General features: G+C 50.0%; 17 protein-coding genes and 1 tRNA gene. 4 read left to right on the top strand and 14 right to left on the bottom strand.

The window, feature by feature from the left end; genetic code table 11:
• The first annotated feature begins 366 nt into the window (after positions 1-366).
• Positions 367-1,329, top strand: coding sequence for a hypothetical protein (locus SH449x_RS23485; RefSeq protein ID WP_482378518.1), 963 nt, complete (start codon positions 367-369; stop codon positions 1,327-1,329).
• A 51-nt stretch (positions 1,330-1,380) separates the two neighbouring features.
• On the opposite strand, the gene SH449x_RS23480 is transcribed toward SH449x_RS23485, so the two are convergent.
• The 13 genes from SH449x_RS23480 to SH449x_RS23420 all read right to left on the bottom strand — a co-directional run bounded on the left by SH449x_RS23480 (position 1,381) and on the right by SH449x_RS23420 (position 9,071).
• Positions 1,381-1,965: a type I restriction-modification enzyme R subunit C-terminal domain-containing protein gene (locus tag SH449x_RS23480; RefSeq protein ID WP_482378517.1), complete on the bottom strand. Its 585-nt coding sequence runs from the start codon at positions 1,963-1,965 to the stop codon at positions 1,381-1,383.
• Positions 1,966-1,972: 7 nt separating this feature from the next.
• The gene (locus SH449x_RS23475) at positions 1,973-2,269 is read right to left on the bottom strand and encodes a DUF4145 domain-containing protein (RefSeq protein WP_482378516.1); all 297 of its coding nucleotides are present in this window, start codon (positions 2,267-2,269) and stop codon (positions 1,973-1,975) included.
• Positions 2,266-2,574 (bottom strand): hypothetical protein, encoded by a 309-nt coding sequence (locus tag SH449x_RS23470; RefSeq protein WP_482378515.1) that lies wholly within the window; start codon positions 2,572-2,574, stop codon positions 2,266-2,268. The genes SH449x_RS23475 and SH449x_RS23470 overlap by 4 nt, the downstream gene beginning before the upstream one ends.
• 180 nt (positions 2,575-2,754) lie before the next feature.
• Entirely contained in the window at positions 2,755-2,895 is a 141-nt protein-coding gene (locus tag SH449x_RS23465) for a hypothetical protein (RefSeq protein WP_482378514.1), read from the bottom strand.
• On the bottom strand, positions 2,892-3,923 hold the full coding sequence (locus tag SH449x_RS23460; RefSeq protein ID WP_482378513.1) for a nucleotidyl transferase AbiEii/AbiGii toxin family protein: 1,032 nt from the start codon (positions 3,921-3,923) through the stop codon (positions 2,892-2,894). Before SH449x_RS23460 ends, SH449x_RS23465 begins: the two co-directional genes overlap by 4 nt.
• On the bottom strand, positions 3,920-4,555 hold the full coding sequence (locus SH449x_RS23455; RefSeq protein WP_482378512.1) for a DUF6088 family protein: 636 nt from the start codon (positions 4,553-4,555) through the stop codon (positions 3,920-3,922). The genes SH449x_RS23460 and SH449x_RS23455 overlap by 4 nt, the downstream gene beginning before the upstream one ends.
• A 197-nt stretch (positions 4,556-4,752) precedes the next feature.
• A complete protein-coding gene (locus SH449x_RS23450; RefSeq protein WP_482378511.1) occupies positions 4,753-5,877 on the bottom strand; it encodes a restriction endonuclease subunit S in 1,125 nt (374 codons plus the stop codon).
• The gene (locus tag SH449x_RS23445; RefSeq protein WP_482378510.1) at positions 5,867-6,253 is read right to left on the bottom strand and encodes a four helix bundle protein; all 387 of its coding nucleotides are present in this window, start codon (positions 6,251-6,253) and stop codon (positions 5,867-5,869) included. Before SH449x_RS23445 ends, SH449x_RS23450 begins: the two co-directional genes overlap by 11 nt.
• Positions 6,243-6,578 carry a hypothetical protein gene (locus SH449x_RS23440; RefSeq protein ID WP_482378509.1) on the bottom strand — a complete coding sequence of 112 codons (336 nt, stop codon included), beginning with the start codon at positions 6,576-6,578 and terminating at the stop codon, positions 6,243-6,245. Before SH449x_RS23440 ends, SH449x_RS23445 begins: the two co-directional genes overlap by 11 nt.
• 2 nt (positions 6,579-6,580) lie before the next feature.
• The gene (locus tag SH449x_RS23435) at positions 6,581-7,546 is read right to left on the bottom strand and encodes an ATP-binding protein (RefSeq protein WP_482378508.1); all 966 of its coding nucleotides are present in this window, start codon (positions 7,544-7,546) and stop codon (positions 6,581-6,583) included.
• Positions 7,522-7,716, bottom strand: a complete 195-nt coding sequence (locus SH449x_RS23430) for a hypothetical protein (protein WP_482378507.1) — start codon at positions 7,714-7,716, stop codon at positions 7,522-7,524. The genes SH449x_RS23435 and SH449x_RS23430 overlap by 25 nt, the downstream gene beginning before the upstream one ends.
• A complete protein-coding gene (locus tag SH449x_RS23425; RefSeq protein ID WP_482378506.1) occupies positions 7,713-8,816 on the bottom strand; it encodes a type I restriction-modification system subunit M N-terminal domain-containing protein in 1,104 nt (367 codons plus the stop codon). The genes SH449x_RS23430 and SH449x_RS23425 overlap by 4 nt, the downstream gene beginning before the upstream one ends.
• 180 nt (positions 8,817-8,996) lie before the next feature.
• A tRNA-Pro gene (locus tag SH449x_RS23420) sits at positions 8,997-9,071 on the bottom strand.
• Positions 9,072-9,164: 93 nt separating this feature from the next.
• On the opposite strand from SH449x_RS23420, the gene SH449x_RS23415 reads away from it, so the two are divergent.
• The 3 genes from SH449x_RS23415 to SH449x_RS23405 are packed head-to-tail and all read left to right on the top strand — an operon-like array spanning position 9,165 to position 14,614.
• Entirely contained in the window at positions 9,165-9,299 is a 135-nt protein-coding gene (locus SH449x_RS23415) for a hypothetical protein (RefSeq protein WP_482378505.1), read from the top strand.
• A 44-nt stretch (positions 9,300-9,343) separates the two neighbouring features.
• A complete protein-coding gene (locus SH449x_RS23410; protein WP_482378504.1) occupies positions 9,344-12,307 on the top strand; it encodes a hypothetical protein in 2,964 nt (987 codons plus the stop codon).
• An 18-nt stretch (positions 12,308-12,325) separates the two neighbouring features.
• Complete coding sequence (locus SH449x_RS23405; RefSeq protein ID WP_482378503.1) at positions 12,326-14,614, top strand: WD40 repeat domain-containing protein; 2,289 nt, start codon at positions 12,326-12,328, stop codon at positions 14,612-14,614.
• A 149-nt stretch (positions 14,615-14,763) separates the two neighbouring features.
• Here SH449x_RS23405 and SH449x_RS23400 read toward each other — a convergent pair whose 3' ends face one another.
• Positions 14,764-16,413 carry a hypothetical protein gene (locus tag SH449x_RS23400; protein WP_482378502.1) on the bottom strand — a complete coding sequence of 550 codons (1,650 nt, stop codon included), beginning with the start codon at positions 16,411-16,413 and terminating at the stop codon, positions 14,764-14,766.
• Positions 16,414-16,690 lie beyond the last annotated feature (277 nt).

The raw sequence follows: 16,690 nt of genomic DNA, 5'->3' as shown, positions 1-16,690 counted from the left end.
ACCGCAAGCCTTGTTGACATTCAGTCTCAACAAGGATAGCAATATCTCGTTTTGGTGCAAGAGCGGCTTAATAATTCTTTGCCAGGATTCTGATTTCCTGATCGGAAACGAGATAGAATGGGGCGTATCGGCGAATGTTTAGAAAGCGAGCGATGTCTGGCTTTGAGGCGGTGTGGAGATGAGTGGTATCGAGATCAAGACGACCTATTATCCAGAATCAGACGGGCGACCCATGGGCGAAACCGACGAGCATCGCGATGCTACGATCCGGAACAGGAAGCAGAGCGGTTGCGGGCGGAATTAGCACGGTATAAAAATGCTCCTTAGCGAAAACACAAGCGGAAACACATTTAAGAAAGTGAACGAATGACACAACGATTTTGGCGAGCTTTGGTTTGCACAGCAATTCTAAGCCTGGCATCGCATACTTTTGGCGACACACGGGAATGGTCCGATGCCAGTGGCAACTTTAAAATCCGGGGAACGCTGCTCGCCGCAAACGACGACGAGGCTGTCATAAAGCTAGATAAGCCGGAGAAGGGTCGGGAGCTGCTAGCGGTTTCTCTGTCGGATTTATCCGAACAAGACCGAGAGTACGTCCTGTCTCAAGAGGCGGATAACGAGTTCAGGCAGCAGGGAGAAAAGCATTCGTGGGAGCTTAAGAATGGGCTCAACGTCTTTGGACGCGCCGTCAGTTTTGTCCAGAAAGACTTGTCGTTGCAACGAAGACGTGGCAAGCTGTACGTGAACGATCGACTATTCGATAATCTGCCCGAGATCTATCAAAAGATGCTACCGTACATTGTCGGGCATTTTGAAAACAGAACGTTCAACACCAAGCGTCAGTTTGACGACTGGGTCGTTTCGCAACGCACGAAAATCAACACCTATTCTTGCGAGGCGTTGGTTATCGAGTTTCCCAACGGGGATGAATACGCTGTTCCTTTGTTCTTCTTCACTTCATCGGCGATGGCAAGCTTAAAGTCCGCTTATGAGCAGTGGCAAGCGGATCTAAAGGTGGAGCGTTCTGCGGAGGAGCAAGCCGAAAGGCAGCGTCAGCATGATCTCTACTTGCAGTCGCGTGCATCTGCGTACCAACAGCAACAGACGGAGATGATGGAAATAGCTAGGATGCAATTGTTGATGAATTCCGTACAGGCCGGAGTAACGTCGCTTTGGGAGGTGTATATGTTCCCGGGTCCTGGTGTCGTTGGATTTCCCTTGTCGGTGGTGGTGCCTGGACGAGATTCCAATCAAGCGTCCTTTATAGCCATGCAGAACAATCCAGGCTACGTCGTAGGACCCATCCGAAGATTCTCAGGCTTCTAAGAGTACCGTGAATCCCCTGGGAGTTACCCTTGGCTCCAAGTTCCTTAATCCCTAGGCTGCCAATGCGGTTAATCGGATCTCTTCGAGCAACTGCATGATGCGATTGACTTGTTCTACGGTGAAAAGAGCGTCGGGGCCGGTCGGCGAGATGTCAGTAAAAGGGGACTCGTACAGCAGACCGATATCGACGATACCGTGATCCACTAGCTGATTAATAATCAGATTGATGAACTCGATCTGATTGGCGTTGTAAGTCGTACCCGACAGAAACTCGTTGAATAGCCCCTTCGCGACTTCGCGGTCCAGCCCCACCAGTGTCCGAACAAAGATACCGAAACTCTCATTCTCTTGCTTCGCTTGCTCGATGTTGGATTCCTCACCCATTTCGTCTTCAAAGTTCGTGTAGATCGGTTTGTGTTCCCTTCTCTCGATGAACTGCACCAAATCACGCAATCGGCGTCGAATGATTTCCAGCATAGGTATATTGACGTCCTGCCACCACTCCTCCCTTTGAACATCCTGAATGTAGGTCATCTGCTTGCCAACCATGGGGATAGTATGCTTCTCCTCCAACAGGCTCGCGATCTTGACCACTTGTTCTCGCAGCCGCTCAAACGATCGTCTTTTCGCTCGCACGACAAAATTATCGAGGTTCTAATTGCGGAATATCGCGGTGGCTATGTACGGCTTGGTTGCCCAGCTTGACGATGACTTTGGCCTTGTTAAAGACCGCTTCGCCAGCCGTTTGCTTGAAGGTCGGCTCGTGGATCAGTGCTGCGATATTGTCTTGGTAAGGCAGCTTGAGCAACCGATCGAACTTATACGCCCAAGCCACGGCCAATTCCAGAGCCCGCCGAGCGTAAGTGTAGTTGGCCAGGACGTTTTCTTGCCGGCGCATCAGATCGTTGACTGCGTTGGAATCAAGCAAAAATCGTTTCACTTGAAATCGTCCGCGATTCGGTCGGACCATTCCATGAAATGCTCTTTTTCCCAGCGTTTTCTCTCGGCCTGGGCCGCATCCCGCGCGGCCTGATCGTCAGGAGAAAAAATCAAGGGCTCGATGGACATCAACCTTTCTATCGAGGCTTCGATTTCCTCGGGAGTTTCATCCTGGACTCCGTCACCCGGCTTGTAATCCGCTGATGCTGGGACATTCCGAATTTCGACCGCTGTGCCGTCTGGTAAGTCGGCGGCAACTTGGACGTCTATTCGCCCATTCTGGACGGTTGTTCGAATGGTATCCATGAAAGCACCTCGGAAATCGTGTAACTGGGTAGCACCCATTATGGCTGGTGATCGAATGCCGTGGAAGCGGATTTTGCGCTATCGTCGCCTTTCGCTCCGCGAAAGTAGCGCCGAATTATCGTTGCAGTTCGCTACTTTCGCGGATAGGCTGTGAATTTATTGTCGTTGATTGCTCCGCAATCAAAACGTTATGATCGCGAAGCGATCAACGACACTCTCGCGGAGCGAAAGGCTACGATTCGGCATTCCAATAACAGGAAACTCGCGATCACGTTTTTGATCCAGCGGCCATCCGGCCTCTTTCAGCAGCAAGTTGCTCATGCTGTGGCTTCGCGATTGATTTCAGCTTCCAATTCAGAGAGCTGACGAATGAGCTCGTTAAATGTGAGCGGTTCGGACAGATACATATCTCGCATCGCCTGATAATCTTGCCGTAACGCATCTACGCGGCTCTCTGGCGGAACAAGACGAAAGGAACCTGGAACAGCTAAATCGTATCTCGCCCAGGAGCTTCCGAAAAAGCGGGACTTCCAATCGACTACTTTTGCTCGGACCTCGCCCAGCCTACGCGCTCTCTGTCCATCCGGATGTTTTGCTAAGGCTACCGTATCAGCATAATGTCGCGAAAACCTGTCGGGGGTCGGTTTACCTTCTGGCCGAAAGAATTCTGCGTGCAAGATCGTTGCCTTCTCCCAGAAAGTTCGTTCAATCTCCAGTGCCACCACGTCGCAGGACCAATCGGGGAACGCTTGTGGGAAAGTATTGGCCAACCAGGGTGAGACGGGATGCCGTCCAGTGGGACGTTGTTCAGTAAGCGAGCCGAATTCCAATTTGACGGATCGTTTCAAGTAGTCCAGTCCCGCAGGCAGCATCGTTGGGTAGTAGAACAGCAACACCGGTGAGTTCGATTGCCGATCGATCTCGAAGACCAGTTGCTCGTCCCCGCTAAAAGCAACGCTGGCAGCGGTCAAGTCCCTTTCCATCAAGCGCACCAATTCCGGTTGAATGGAATCGCGAACTGCGTCCGTACAAGCCGCCTCGGCCCGCGTCATCCATTTGTTAGCTTGATTGCGACTCGGACTAGGGACGGGCAATCCCAAAAACTCTGGCGAGAGCGACAAGTCGATGTCTTCCGAAAACCGATCCACGGCATTAAACACTTTTGACAGCGACGTTCCGCCTTTGAATACCAATTGATCCGCAAAGGATGATCGAAATAAAGTCGACAATACCCAGCAAACCCAAAAATCCTTTTCGATGATGACCGGTGAGATATGTTGACGGGCGCCGCATTCCTCTATTGCCTTAAGACGACGATCTTCTGACAATTGCAAAAACATGGAGCTCATTTTGTGCCTGCTTCAGAACTCTCGGCTAGATCGCGAAAGATGTTGTGCATCCACGCCGGAGCCAGCGCTAGGTCTTTGAGCAATTTGCGCCGCTCAACAAGCGGAATTGTTTTCTTGAGTTTTTCAATCCTGGCCGCTGTCACATGCTCTTTACCCAAGGACCGAAAGGCCTGAATTAACAAACCGCTCAGTCGACCAGCAGTTGCCATATTGCGAGGAGTCGTATGACGTAACTCGATCGTCATTGGCTCGATCTTGATGTTTCGACTGACGCCGTCTGTGAGAAAGACGACCTTGGCGGGAACCTGCTCGGACAGCCCAAGCAAATTGAGTGCATAGGAACCGGTCGGTTGCAAAGTAATGCGATCACGCGACGTTAAAGCCTTGGTAATCGCCTCGATCGTGGGCGACATTTGACCGAGCAGTGGATCCGTTCGCGGCAGGTCGTAGATGCCACGGGCTATTCGGCGGATTTGCCCAGTTTTAACCAGTCGGTGCAGAGCAATACCGACCGCGTCTCGGCTGCCAATGTCGACAAAATGGTTGGGAAGCACGACAGTACCTGCCCCCCAGCGTCTGATGCGGGAAAAGATGCGAGATTCGATGCTTTGCGGTGATTTTGAGCCAGTCATGTTGTAATAAATAGTACCCTGTTTTTATTACAATATCAACGACGTTTTGTCAGAAAAACGCCCCAGTTTTTCTGACAAAACATCCTCGGACGAACAGCAGTTAGTACCCCTATCAGCCTCTACGCTTGGCTGCTCCATCATCACAGTTCCCCTCGAAACGCTCGGTGTTGAAGGGAGGCAAAGAGTTGGTAGAGTTCCTAGCTAGCTCTCTCAACACGTTTCAATTCTTCTGCGGCATTGATTCTTGATGCAAAGTCCGTTTGCAAATTCAGGGGTGGCGTTGGAACCGGTAGATTACGAAGCGTTGCAAGGTTTATGTTTTTTTGTGCAGATTCCGGTGCTGCATCCTCCAACGTCTTTTGTAGAAACGAGAGCCAAACACGAGAGTATTCAACCGTCGCCGGGTCGGATTTGAAACCAACGACGCTATCAGGGAAACAAGCATCGAAAGTCAAAATCCCTGTCTTGGCGATATTTGCTGCAATCGTCATGCATAGCGTACCTGCAGGCCACATTTTACTTTGCTTTAGTCCAGCATCTGAGTACTTGCTGACATGCTTACGAATGTAGCCGCCGCTGTTTGCAATATCGCCTGTTTGAATCAAAGGATGAATTCCACCAAGTAAATGTGGAGAATTTCTCGGTCTGTTCTTTGAGACGCCTCGATCAAGCGTCCCTAATTCGCTGAACTTCTTGATTTCCCACCCCTTGGGATTACTCACCGGATCGCCGAACATGTCGAGGAAGATGGATTGGGTGAGTTCGTCGAGGAGGGCGAGGGCGGCGCGACGCTTGGCCCTGAGCGCCTCCGCCCGATCCAAGATCTCCGCGATCCGGCGCTGCGCTTTGAAAGGGGGAAGTGGGAGGGCGAAAGTCGAAAGGAACTGCGCCGGTACTCGCCGCTGACCAGCACTCCCTGTCATGCGACGCTGACCTTGCGTTCGAACATAGGGCTGACGCAAGCAGTGCAGAAGATAACGCTCGTCCAAAACACCTTTTTTGGGACGAATAACGTGGAATTCAGTTGAGCCAAATCCAAACTCATGTTCGATGTTTGCAATTACAATCTTTCCATTTTCGAAACATGGAGTGATCTTTGCAACCAGCACATCATTGCGTTTGAACGGCGTAAACCCTTTTACACAAGTTTTCGCGACTCTTGTTTCCTCCGATATCACCGAGGCCGACTCTTCACTAACTGCGGCCATTGGGACGAATGAAACAAGTGAATCAGGACTTATGTCTGCCGAAATACGAGGGTTCAATTCGGCGACTTCAGCCAACCTAACCACACTTTCGACTTTCGACTTTTCACTTTTCATTTTCTTTGGCTTTCCTCCCTGAGGCGGTTAAAATGGCCGTGATTTGTTTTGCCTCATCCAAAAGAGGTTCGAGTAGCGTAGCGGACATGATGTCGGCTTCGATAATCAATTCGAGCCAATAGCACGTCTCGTCTGCTTCCTCTTCGGCAATCGCTAACTTGGCAATGAAATCTCGCTTCGATTTCCCACGTTGTGACGAACGGTAATTCGCTCCGACCGAGGTAGCAGATCGCAACACCTGCTTGCCAATAATCCTTGCCTCTTCAGTGTTCGGCAATTTTCGGTACATACGAATTACCCGCAAAGCAAACTGCTGAGTCCGTTTCTTCAAATCCCTTTCTGGTAAACTTTCGCCATTCGACTTTTCACTTTCCACTTTCGATCATCCCCCGCAGTTGCTTCATGCCTTGGGTGATCACCTTCTCAATGCTCGGCAGTTCGTCCAAGATCGCTTGCGGGGCGCGGTAATCGACTTCTTCATGCACCACTTCCTTGTAGCGGTTGATCGATAGGTCGTAACCTTGCGCGACGATGTCCGACCTCGGTATGGCCTGAGGCGATTTTGCCGGATTTTGCCGTGAGCCGAAAATAGAACGATAATAGAACAATTCTGCGTAAACCCTTTCCGCGAAAAGACTTGCGAAATTCGTGCGTTTGATTTCGGCCAGGCCGGAATCAAAAGTGAAAATAAGAATACACATAGTTAACTCCATGATGGGACGTACCGCATGTACTTCCGACTGGCCTCGGGATCGACAGGCTTTATGCCCCCCGTTTCGAGGGTTTCGTTGATGATTCGCGTAGCCTTGGCTGACTGCTTGTTATCGAGACCAAATCGCTTTCGCACCGTCGCATTGGTCATTTGTTTGCCAGCAACAATGCACAAACACGCATGCTGAAAACAGGCTCTGATTCGCTCTTCACGGCTCATGTCATCCAGCGGCTTGTATGCCCACAATGTGGATTTCGTGCAATCGATCGGTGTCGTAAATACTGGGGGAGGCAATTGAAACAACTCGACTGCACCGACAACTTTATCGATACCCGTGCCGAGCTCCTCGCACATGTTCAGCCGTCGCGACATGGCAGCGAGCGCTTCATTGCGAGACCGTGGCGGACCATCGATGAATCGAATGGGATCGAGGAGCGGCAGGCCAGGGCTGGTGATCTCGATGCGGCGATCGAAGATCTCAACCAACGGCCCTGTGCCACGCATCGAAAAATCTTGATGGATGATCGCGTTACCAACCAGCTCGCGTATTGCAATCGCAGGATACATCTTGACCTTGGTTCGCAACGCATGCTCGATCGGTTCGTTCTGCTCCACTTGAGAATTGATGTAATCGACGGCAGCTTCGAAAGAGGTCGCGTAACCTCGGTTTGCGGGCGCATCCTCCCATTGACGCTCAATGTCAAAACGACCGTCACCCGAGTACTTCACAACGCGAATGAACGCTTCGCTGCCAAATCGCACGGGTTGGTTAGGAGCCTTGGGTATTTTCAACAGAACGATTGAAACTCCCTCCACGTTCGCTTGAAAGAACTGCAAGTCGAGTTGTGTTAGCATCGAACGCATTAGCCAGTTAATCAATGGCTCGTTACCTTTACGAGCATCCAATGGACTAAATCGTGTTCCAACTACATTCAACGTAACGTCTTGGATTCCCATACCACGTAGCCATATTCAACGTCAGCGATCGCTGCGGAGTTGGACAAAGCCGAAACATACTCGGCGATTTCATCCGGGTTTTGATTATTGCATTTGAAATCAGTCCATTCGCACTCACGGCCAAGTCTTCTTAGTTCGGCGATCAAGTCGACAATCTGTTGCTCGGTCACTTCAGCATTCTCCGAAGCTCTTTCATTCCGTTCGTAATTTCCTTCTCTATGCTTTCCAGTTCGTCCAGGATCTCTTGCGGGGGGCGGTGATCGACTTCCTCATGAACCACTTCCTTGTAACGATTGATCGAGAGGTCGTAACCTTGCTCGACGATATCTGACTTGGGCACGCAAAAACTTTGGGCTGTGCGTGGGTTCTTACGCTCGGACTTTTCGCGGAGCGAAAAGCGACTAAGAATGTCGGGCAAATTATTCTTGGCGTGCTCGTCCTTGGCCAATTTGACCGTCGGCTTGGGGCCTTGCTTTTCAGGTGGTAACAGATCGGTCCGTTTGTCGTCCAGTGACTTGCCATCGGCCTGCATGTCGTAGAACCAAACGTGACCGGTGCCGCCCGAGTTGGTCTTGGTGAATAACAGGATCGCTGTTGAAACGCCCGCGAAGGGCTTGAACACGCCGCCTGGCATCGAGACGATCCCGTCCAGCTTCTGCTCCTCGACGGGAAAACCGCATGTGCCGCTCGCAGGGTCGCACATGACATCGGTCGGCAGCGGCTTGAGCAGTTCCACCATAAACTGAATCTCGTGCCGAGGCGTGCGGAATTGGCCGTTCTGGCCAGCCGTGGCGATCTTGCCCAGCATGTACTCGTACAAGTCCCCTTTCGTATCGCGATCCTCCATCGGTACGCCATCGATCATGTCAACGACTTTGGCGAGCAGCGCCGGTGTCGGGATCGTGAACCGAGCATCTTTCATGTGGTGGGCGTAGGTCGAATCATCGCCGCCGAGCGTCCGCAAGAAGGGGAACACATGTTCGGCCATGACTTCGAACATCTCTTTGGGTTCGAAGTGCTTGAACCTTGACCAGCGGAGGTCTTCGTAGGGGCGTTTCTTGGGATCGTTACCTTCAGGGAAAGTGCGTCGCTCGATCGGTTTCTTGGTGCGGTTGGCTTTGTTTTCCTCGAGGGTTTGCAAATCGTCGAGCCGCCTGATGAATAGCAGATAGGTGATTTGCTCCATGACTTCCAAAGGATTGGAAACACCTCCGGTCCAGAACGAGTCCCATATCCTGTCGATTTTGCTTTTGATTTCTCCTGTGATCAATTCCGTTCTCCGGTGCGTGTTTTATTTGGGTTCCGCTTTGCCCAATTGCGAAGGGGGACGAAGTATAACAAAACGTCGCCGGGGGGCCAGAAACCATCCAGGAAGGGCCGTCAAGAATTGGGTAGTCCCAAAACACGAAAAAACCCTGCAATCTCAAGGAAATTACAGGGTTTTCGGAAATCTGGCTGGCGGGATTCGAACCCACGACCTCTACCACCCCAAGGTAGCGCGCTAGCCAGGCTGCGCTACAGCCAGATTTTGCTGGGGGCAAATCAATTCACCACCCAGAGTTCAAAGTTTAGCCCACATAGGCTTGGAAGCCAATAGCTGTTGGGAAGCACGCGGGGTATGCCACCGCAATCCGCCCGCGATCATGAGCTAACTGATAAGGATGTGCAGCTTACCGCCGACAAGCGAACGAGCACCGAAATATTTTGTGCAAGTCGCGAAGGAATCGAGTATTATCATGCCTTCCTTTCCTGACTGCTAGACGAATCCACGTATCCTATCACAAGGAACGCGCTCCCATGATCGGCGACACGCCTCGAGATTCAATCGATGTCAGTGATTTCGATGACCCAGGCGTTGAATCGCGTCAACGCCGCCAGATAACCATCGGACAAGTGTTGAGAATTTGTCTTTTGGCGACCGTGGTTGGATTCGTTATTCTCGTTTTGAATATCCCTTATAGCGCCATCGAGCACGGGCGACAATCTTATGGGAACGAGACGACGTTCATCAACCTTGGATACGTCGAGGAACTCCCCCGAATCACTTCGGCAGGATGGCCTTTTGAATATTATCTGCACGCCCATTACGAGCAATATCCAGACTTGACCCTTTTTTCTTTCGCGCGTCTGTCGCTAAATATAGCTTTGGGCGTCGCGGTATTGCTTGTCGACGTCGTTTACCGGTGGCACAAGTCGACTCTAGCCACTTCCGCAAAGTCTAATAGGATCCGGCTTTCGGTATCCGACATGCTATTGTTAACCTCGTTGTGTGGCGGAATGCTGATCTATTGGCAAGTCATGATGCAGCGTTCGATGAAGGCACGTGAGTTAGCAACCAAAATCTACGAACAGCAAGGTGTAGCCGCCGTAGCTCCGGTTTTGCCAGCGTTTCTAAAGGATCGATTGCCCAATTTTGTTTTGAGAATGCACGATCGCTTGGTAGAGGTGGAGTTGAATTCCCCCGACAATGATCTGTTAGATCAAATTGTTGTAGAACCTTATCTTCGAAAACTCAGTATTACGGGAAATTCATTCGACGCCGAGCGACTGCATCCGCTTGTTGCGAATGCTCGCCTGTCGTCCCTTAGAATTTCCGGGCGCAAGCTTGACCAACCAAACGAACTGCAAATGGTAGGTCGTATGTCGCAGCTGACGTCACTGAATCTAATGCGAACGTCGATCACCTCTGCTGCGCTGAACCAATGGTCGGGCCTAGATCGCATTCGTTTCATGAATCTAGTGCATACCGATGTCGTGCTTTCTGAACTATCGGATCCTCCCTGGTCAAAACAAATTTCTACGCTTTTTCTACCTCGACCTCCTCGGGGAGTGGGAGACAGCCTGCTGATCGACGGTTGGCCTAATTTGAAAAAACTAAGAATCTTTGAATACGAAGAGTTGGTAAATGATACCGCCGTGACCGTAAAGCTGAGTAATTTGCCCGCGTTGGAGGTGTTGTCACTCGACAATTTTCAGTTGTTCGATGTCGACGTGGACAATGCTCCTGTTTTTGGAAAATTCCTCAGTGAAAGCGGCGTTTTGGGTGATAGCAAGTTTTGGAAATCGAGAATGAGCAAAAGTCAAACAGGACCACCCAGGGTTTGGCTTAGAAGGCTCAGGGTAAAAGAAGCGCCGCTCATGAGTACCCTTGCCTTTTACGTCGGGGATCTAGAGGAGTGTTCTCTTAGCGGGATTGCAACGGATGCCGAGATTGTCGCGTCATCGACGGTCTATTCGAGACAGCAAAACACATCCTACGCAATAGCCAATCTTTCACTATCGCAACGCAACCGCGTCTTAAATGTACTTTCGGAATGTGAGCAATTGCCACGTTTGATCCTCAGGGATTTTGACTACACAGGCATCGAGCTGGACGCCCTGAAGAGCAATCCAAGTATCGAATCATTAACGATTGAAAATTATGGGATTGAGAAGGCACAGATCATGCAGCTAGCTGGCTGGGAGACTTTGAAAGCGTTGTCAGTGGAAAATGGTGTGTGGGACGGAACAATGTTAAACTACTTACTCAAGAGGCTCCCGAACCTTGAGAGAATGAATATTCCCAGAGGGCAAACGATAGATTCGTTGCGGCTCGAGGGACATCCGCTAAAAAAACTGGAGTCTCGTGATGGCATCATTCTGCTATCTGCAGTGAGATTAATTGATCTACCAAATTTTGAAGCAGTTCTGAGGCTAAGCTATCCCGTTAAGCATTTGCACATTTCTAACGTACCAAAACTGCGAGGCTTGGTCGTACAAGGGGTGGCCCCACCAGATTTCGTTCTAGAGGTTTCGGATTCGATAGAAGTCTTGGGGATCGGCGGCAGTCAATTTACGAATGATCGGCTTCCCCCGTTTTCTAGCATGCCGAAAATGAAAAAGCTTTCGCTGGTAGATACCCATCTCTCCGAGGACAGGCTCGTTGAGATTGGTGAGTTGAGCGGTCTCCAGGCTCTGGTTTTGGCGGGGGATTGCGTAACCAATCAGGTGATCTCTAAGCTATCGAAGCTTACGCAATTGCAACGTCTCGAGATCGTCACGAACCAATCGATTTCTGGGGAATCCCTATCGAGCCTAGGTGCGTTAGAGAACCTTAAGTCTTTAACTCTTCGACTAGATGATGGGGATGTCAGCGATTACCAATGGCTTTCCAAACTGGAACGACTGGAAATGCTTCGTTTAGATGGTTGGCGTTGCACGAAGAGCATCATTGATGAGTTAGCGAAGCTCGAGAATTTAGCATGCCTTGCATTCGAGGGGACCGAGTTAAATCGCCCTGAATTAGAAGCCTTAGGGGATTCGCTTGGTAACGATATCATTCGGTTGGGTCTGCAACGATCAAAGGTGGACGCAGATGGCTTAAGGTATGTACTGCGACGTCGACCATCTGTCTCATTCGAGTTACGCGACGCTGAGGTTGAGAGCAGATTGTTGACAGAAGCAATGAAGTCGAATCGTCTTTATACAACCTATATCGATGAATTGATCGATTTCGCAGGGAGCTCTGGTCCTAGAACCTGGGGGGCTCAAACGCCCTTTGAGGACAGGATTCAGATTGATGCCGAGTGGGATGCAATCGACCATGAGATCGTCAGTCCAGCTATTTTCCGATTGCTTGCCAACGCTTCACTGAGCAATTCGTCAACGGGGAATCGCGGCGGTCCCGGCAGACCATCGGCTCCTGCTCAGAACAAGCCGACCCCAACTGGTAATTTCGAGTGGCTCGACCTGTTAGACCAAATAATGAAAAGTCCCGAATAGTTAACCAAGGTTGCGTACATGAATCCAGCACCCCTTCGACTGAAGTTCGGACCGATATTGGCGGTATCGGTCATTCATCTCGTATTTGTACTAGGATGTGAACAGCCGATTCCGATCACTAATCCTCCATCGATGGAGGATGGTGTCCAGGTTTCGGGTGTTACTCAAAGATATTCGTACGACTGGCCGGTTAATCGAACCTTTTTTGATTCCGTCGCACCGTCTCGACTCGATTTTTTTGACAAGGTTCGAGATAACGTTCGATCCTTTTTAGAGACACAACCTTTAGAACAACAATTTGGGGATATTTATGTCCCCGACGGTCTGAGTGACAATGCCGCGTCCGTGATTGATCGAGTCAAAATTCCGCGCGAGCCAATGGTTGAGTTGTGCAGTATCACACTGAAGGGAGAATCCCCCAGCTTTGCGTTATCTCGCGATGGCCACCACCTGATTGTGTTTGATTCCGATTCCTTCGGTCTTTGGAACACGTCTAAAGGGACACTAGACAAGACTTTTCCCGTCCAATTGAAGAATGTTTCGAGTGTAGTATTCAGCTTGGACGGCAAGAGCATTTTTGCTGCGATCGCTGACACTGTGGTGCGTTTTGATTTGGAAGAGGGATTGGTTGGCTCCTCTACGAAAAGTCTTCCGAGCAAGGTCGCCCAGATCGCGATAGCCAGCGATCTAGATAAGCTGGCGATCCGGTGCGAGCGGGGGGAAGTGTTTGTAACCGATGGCAGTTTGAAGATTGCAAATCAGGTACCAAAAGCGATTGCAAAGAGCAATGTCGCTATTAGCGATGGCGGAAACCGAATGGCTTTTTGGAACGAAGGAATTCCCACAGAAATTGAGCTAAATGAGTTAGAGATTGGACGCAAAGATTTAGTCGAGTCATTACAGTATCGAGGTGGAGAGCGATTAGTAGTATGCGGTCGATTCACGACACAATGGGTCCATGGTCAAGAGGTATTCCAGTGGTGGCATGGGGATATAGGGAAGAACTTTGAGAATCGTAGAATGGTCTCAAGCGACTTGACTTGGAATCCTGTCCAGCTAGTCTCTACCTCACCCATGGAGAACAGCGATTCTCGAATGATGATTGCGTTGAGAAAGAACGACCAGGAAACGTTGGAATCGGTTCTCGTCGATGCTAACTTCTACTCAAACCTATCGTCTGCTCCAACAGTTTTGCCGAAAGGTGCAACCGACTTCTGCGCCGCCTATAAAGCGAATCGCATCGCATATCGGGTAGGTAACATCGTTAAAGTATTCAGTCGTATTCCATGGCAGTACACTAGTTGCGAATCTTTTTTCCATGATTCCCTTGGCGTCGCGATGTTCGATGTTTCAACTAGTCAATTGGATCTTATCGGGGACTTTATCCTCAATAACAATTTCTGGTGGCATTACGGATTTTCTTCTCAGGATGTTTTCACGAATCTTGCCCAGGTAATTGGATTACAATGGATCAATTGGGAAGAGGAACAGTCTCCGTCTGAGAAAACGTTTACCAAGCTGAAGGCGTTGAACGAATGGCACAAAGATGGAGGAGATCTAGCGCGGGCATCCTCAGGTTTTAGAAGAATCTATGCCGCATGGCGTTCGGTGAGAAACACGAATCCTCGGAGTTTCACGTCAGAGACAAGAGAAAAATTTTACGACGAGATGAAAAAGCTGCGTTCGGATATCACTCCCATGCTTGAAAAATCTCGACCGTGTAGCGTCGCTTACGCCCTCCTTTTGTTTTACACGTCTACGACGAGTAATGATCTTGGGCAAATCGATTCCATTCTTGAGCAATCGACCGTGATGCATCCAGATAGCTTTCAGCCTTTTTTCAAAATAGTTCCCATGCTGACTGAGCAATGGCTTGGACAAAGCGACGATGTTGCAGTCTTCACGCGTGAACTCAGATCACTTTATGGAAATGATTTCGGTGCCATGGCGTATCCACGTTTGTGTGTAGTTGTGAGTGGTATGTTCCCGACTCGTCAAGTCGCATGGGATCTTTCAAAACTGAATGTCGAATCGATGATCGAGGGGCTTGATAAGCTTGCGGAGAAGGATGTTTTCTCGGAGAGTCTTTACAAGCAATCTTTTGCACTGTACCAGTCAAGATATAACGCTGACAACAAGCTTAAGAGAATTCTCAAGCAATTCTATGAGATGAGTGCCTTCGTACCAACCATGGAGATGAGGTCAGAAGACTTAGCTAAAGCACTCCCTTCCAATGCGGCCAGATATCATCTTCTCCGCTTCGTTGCACAGCTCAACGGAGAATCACCACCGGATTTTTTCGAATGAAGGTCCGTTAAATCAATGTAAAAACGAAAAGGGCTGGCGAATCTCGCCAGCCCTCTTTGTTTTTTCTTTTTGCTAGGAGTCGCTCGTCAAGCACTCGCTGGTGAACAGAACCATTCGAGTGCTTGTGTCACAACTCACTTCACTTTGTCTTAGCAACCGCAAGCTGGTGCTGTTTCGCAACCAGATGCACAGCTGCAACCACCGTGGCATCGCAGACCGTTGAGCAAGCTTCGGAGACGTCCGTTGAACAAGCCACCACGGATTCCGCTTCCCATGCCGCTAGCTGCACATGGATCACAAGCGACTGCACAAGGATCGTTGCAAACGGTTACAGGAACTTCTTCGCAAACAACCTTTGGAACGCATCGGGTGTAGGTGTAAGGTACGCATACCTTTACACACTTAGCAACCTTGATGGTTTCTTGGTAGCATACTGGCTTGCAAACTGTGTAAGGAACAACCTTGGTTCGGCATTCCTTGACCATCTTGCAAGTGGTGTAGGTGTAAGGAACGCTCTTTTCCTCGCAGACCATCTTGCAGGTCGTGTAGCAAACGTCCTTGACTTTTTGCTCGCAAACCATCTTGCAAGTGGTGTAGTTTACCGTCTTTTGTCGGCACTCAGGAACCATCTTGCAGGTGGTGTAGGTGCAAACCTTGGACTTTTGCTCACATACCATCTTGCAGGTGGTGTAAGTAACAGTCTTTTGTCGGCACTCAGGAACCATCTTGCAGGTGGTGTAAGTAACGGTCTTTTGACGGCACTCTGGAACCAACTTGCAAACGTTGTAAGTAACCGTCTTCTGACGGCACTCAGGCACGCACTTGGTAACCGTGTAAGGAACAACCTTGGTTACGCATTCGGTTTCGTAGCGTACGCAGTTGATTTCCTTGGTCTCGCAGCTTGGAACCCAAACCTTCTTGCAAACCTTCTTAGGTGGGCACTGAACGCATTCTACTCGGCAAGCGCCTGGGCAGTATACGTTTCGGCATGTTGCAGGATCGAAGGTCCATGTACCTGGTTCGCGAACAGTGCGACGAACAACAGGACCAGGAACTTCTTCCTCAACTGTTTGCCAGCTTCCACCGTTGACGGTAACCGTCTTGGTGTAGTTCACAGGCTTGGTGATTCGCTCCGTTACAGTTCGTTCTTTGGTTTCCGTTACAGGAACCATGACAGTGTAGTTAACAACGTTTTCACGTGTTTCCATCACTTTGTTCATGACCGTGTAATTGACAACCTTTTCGTGCGTTTCACGAACAGGAACCATAACGGTGTAGTTAACGACTTTTTCATGTGTTTCGTACACAGGTCGCTTCACAGTATAGTTGATAACCTTTTCGTGGGTTTCACGAACAGGAACCATAACTGTGTAGTTAACAACCTTGCTGTGCGTTTCGTACACAGGGCGTTTGACGTTATACGTCACTTGCTTTGTGTGCGTCTCGTAAACAGGTCGCTTGACGGTGTAAGTACGAACACCAGTGTGAGTTTCACGAACAGGCACATTGACCGTGTAGGAAACTTCACGATTGAGTGTTTCTCTTTCGTATCGAGTTCGGTTCACGACTTTGTCTTCGTAAACGATTTGGTTTTCCATTCTGGAACCCTGAACCGTTTCTTGCTCGTAGACAACCTTGCGAACCTTACGCATCACGGTTTGGTTTGCAGACCCGGTCGAGTCTACCAAACCGCTACCGAGGTTTTCATAGCTGACAGCACAACCGCAGTCGGCCTGTGCAGCCCCAGCAAACGCAGACACAAGTGCCGCTACTGCTGGAAGAGCCCAAATTTTTTTCATTCCCATTCTCCTTGGAGTTGCAATACCACGCAGGACATATGTTCCAGCGAGGCGATGTTCTGATCGCCAGCCGCCTAATATTGGACCTTGATTCCCGATAAGCCCGATTCGTTTACTTGACACCAATAGACCGCCAACAATTTTGCTCGGGCTGATCCCGTCCATGGACGCCCTCACCATCCGCATCACCTCTCACGGCTTGAGTCATTCATGCCATGAAAGAGTTACATCTCGCTCGGGGCGACTCGTCCCCTCGGAACCGAGGGCGTTCTTGACG

It is taken from the genome of Brakhagea baltica (assembly GCF_052161605.1).
Classification (GTDB): Bacteria; Planctomycetota; Planctomycetia; order Pirellulales; family Pirellulaceae; genus JBKCUI01.
This window is presented reverse-complemented; position numbering and strand designations above follow the sequence as displayed.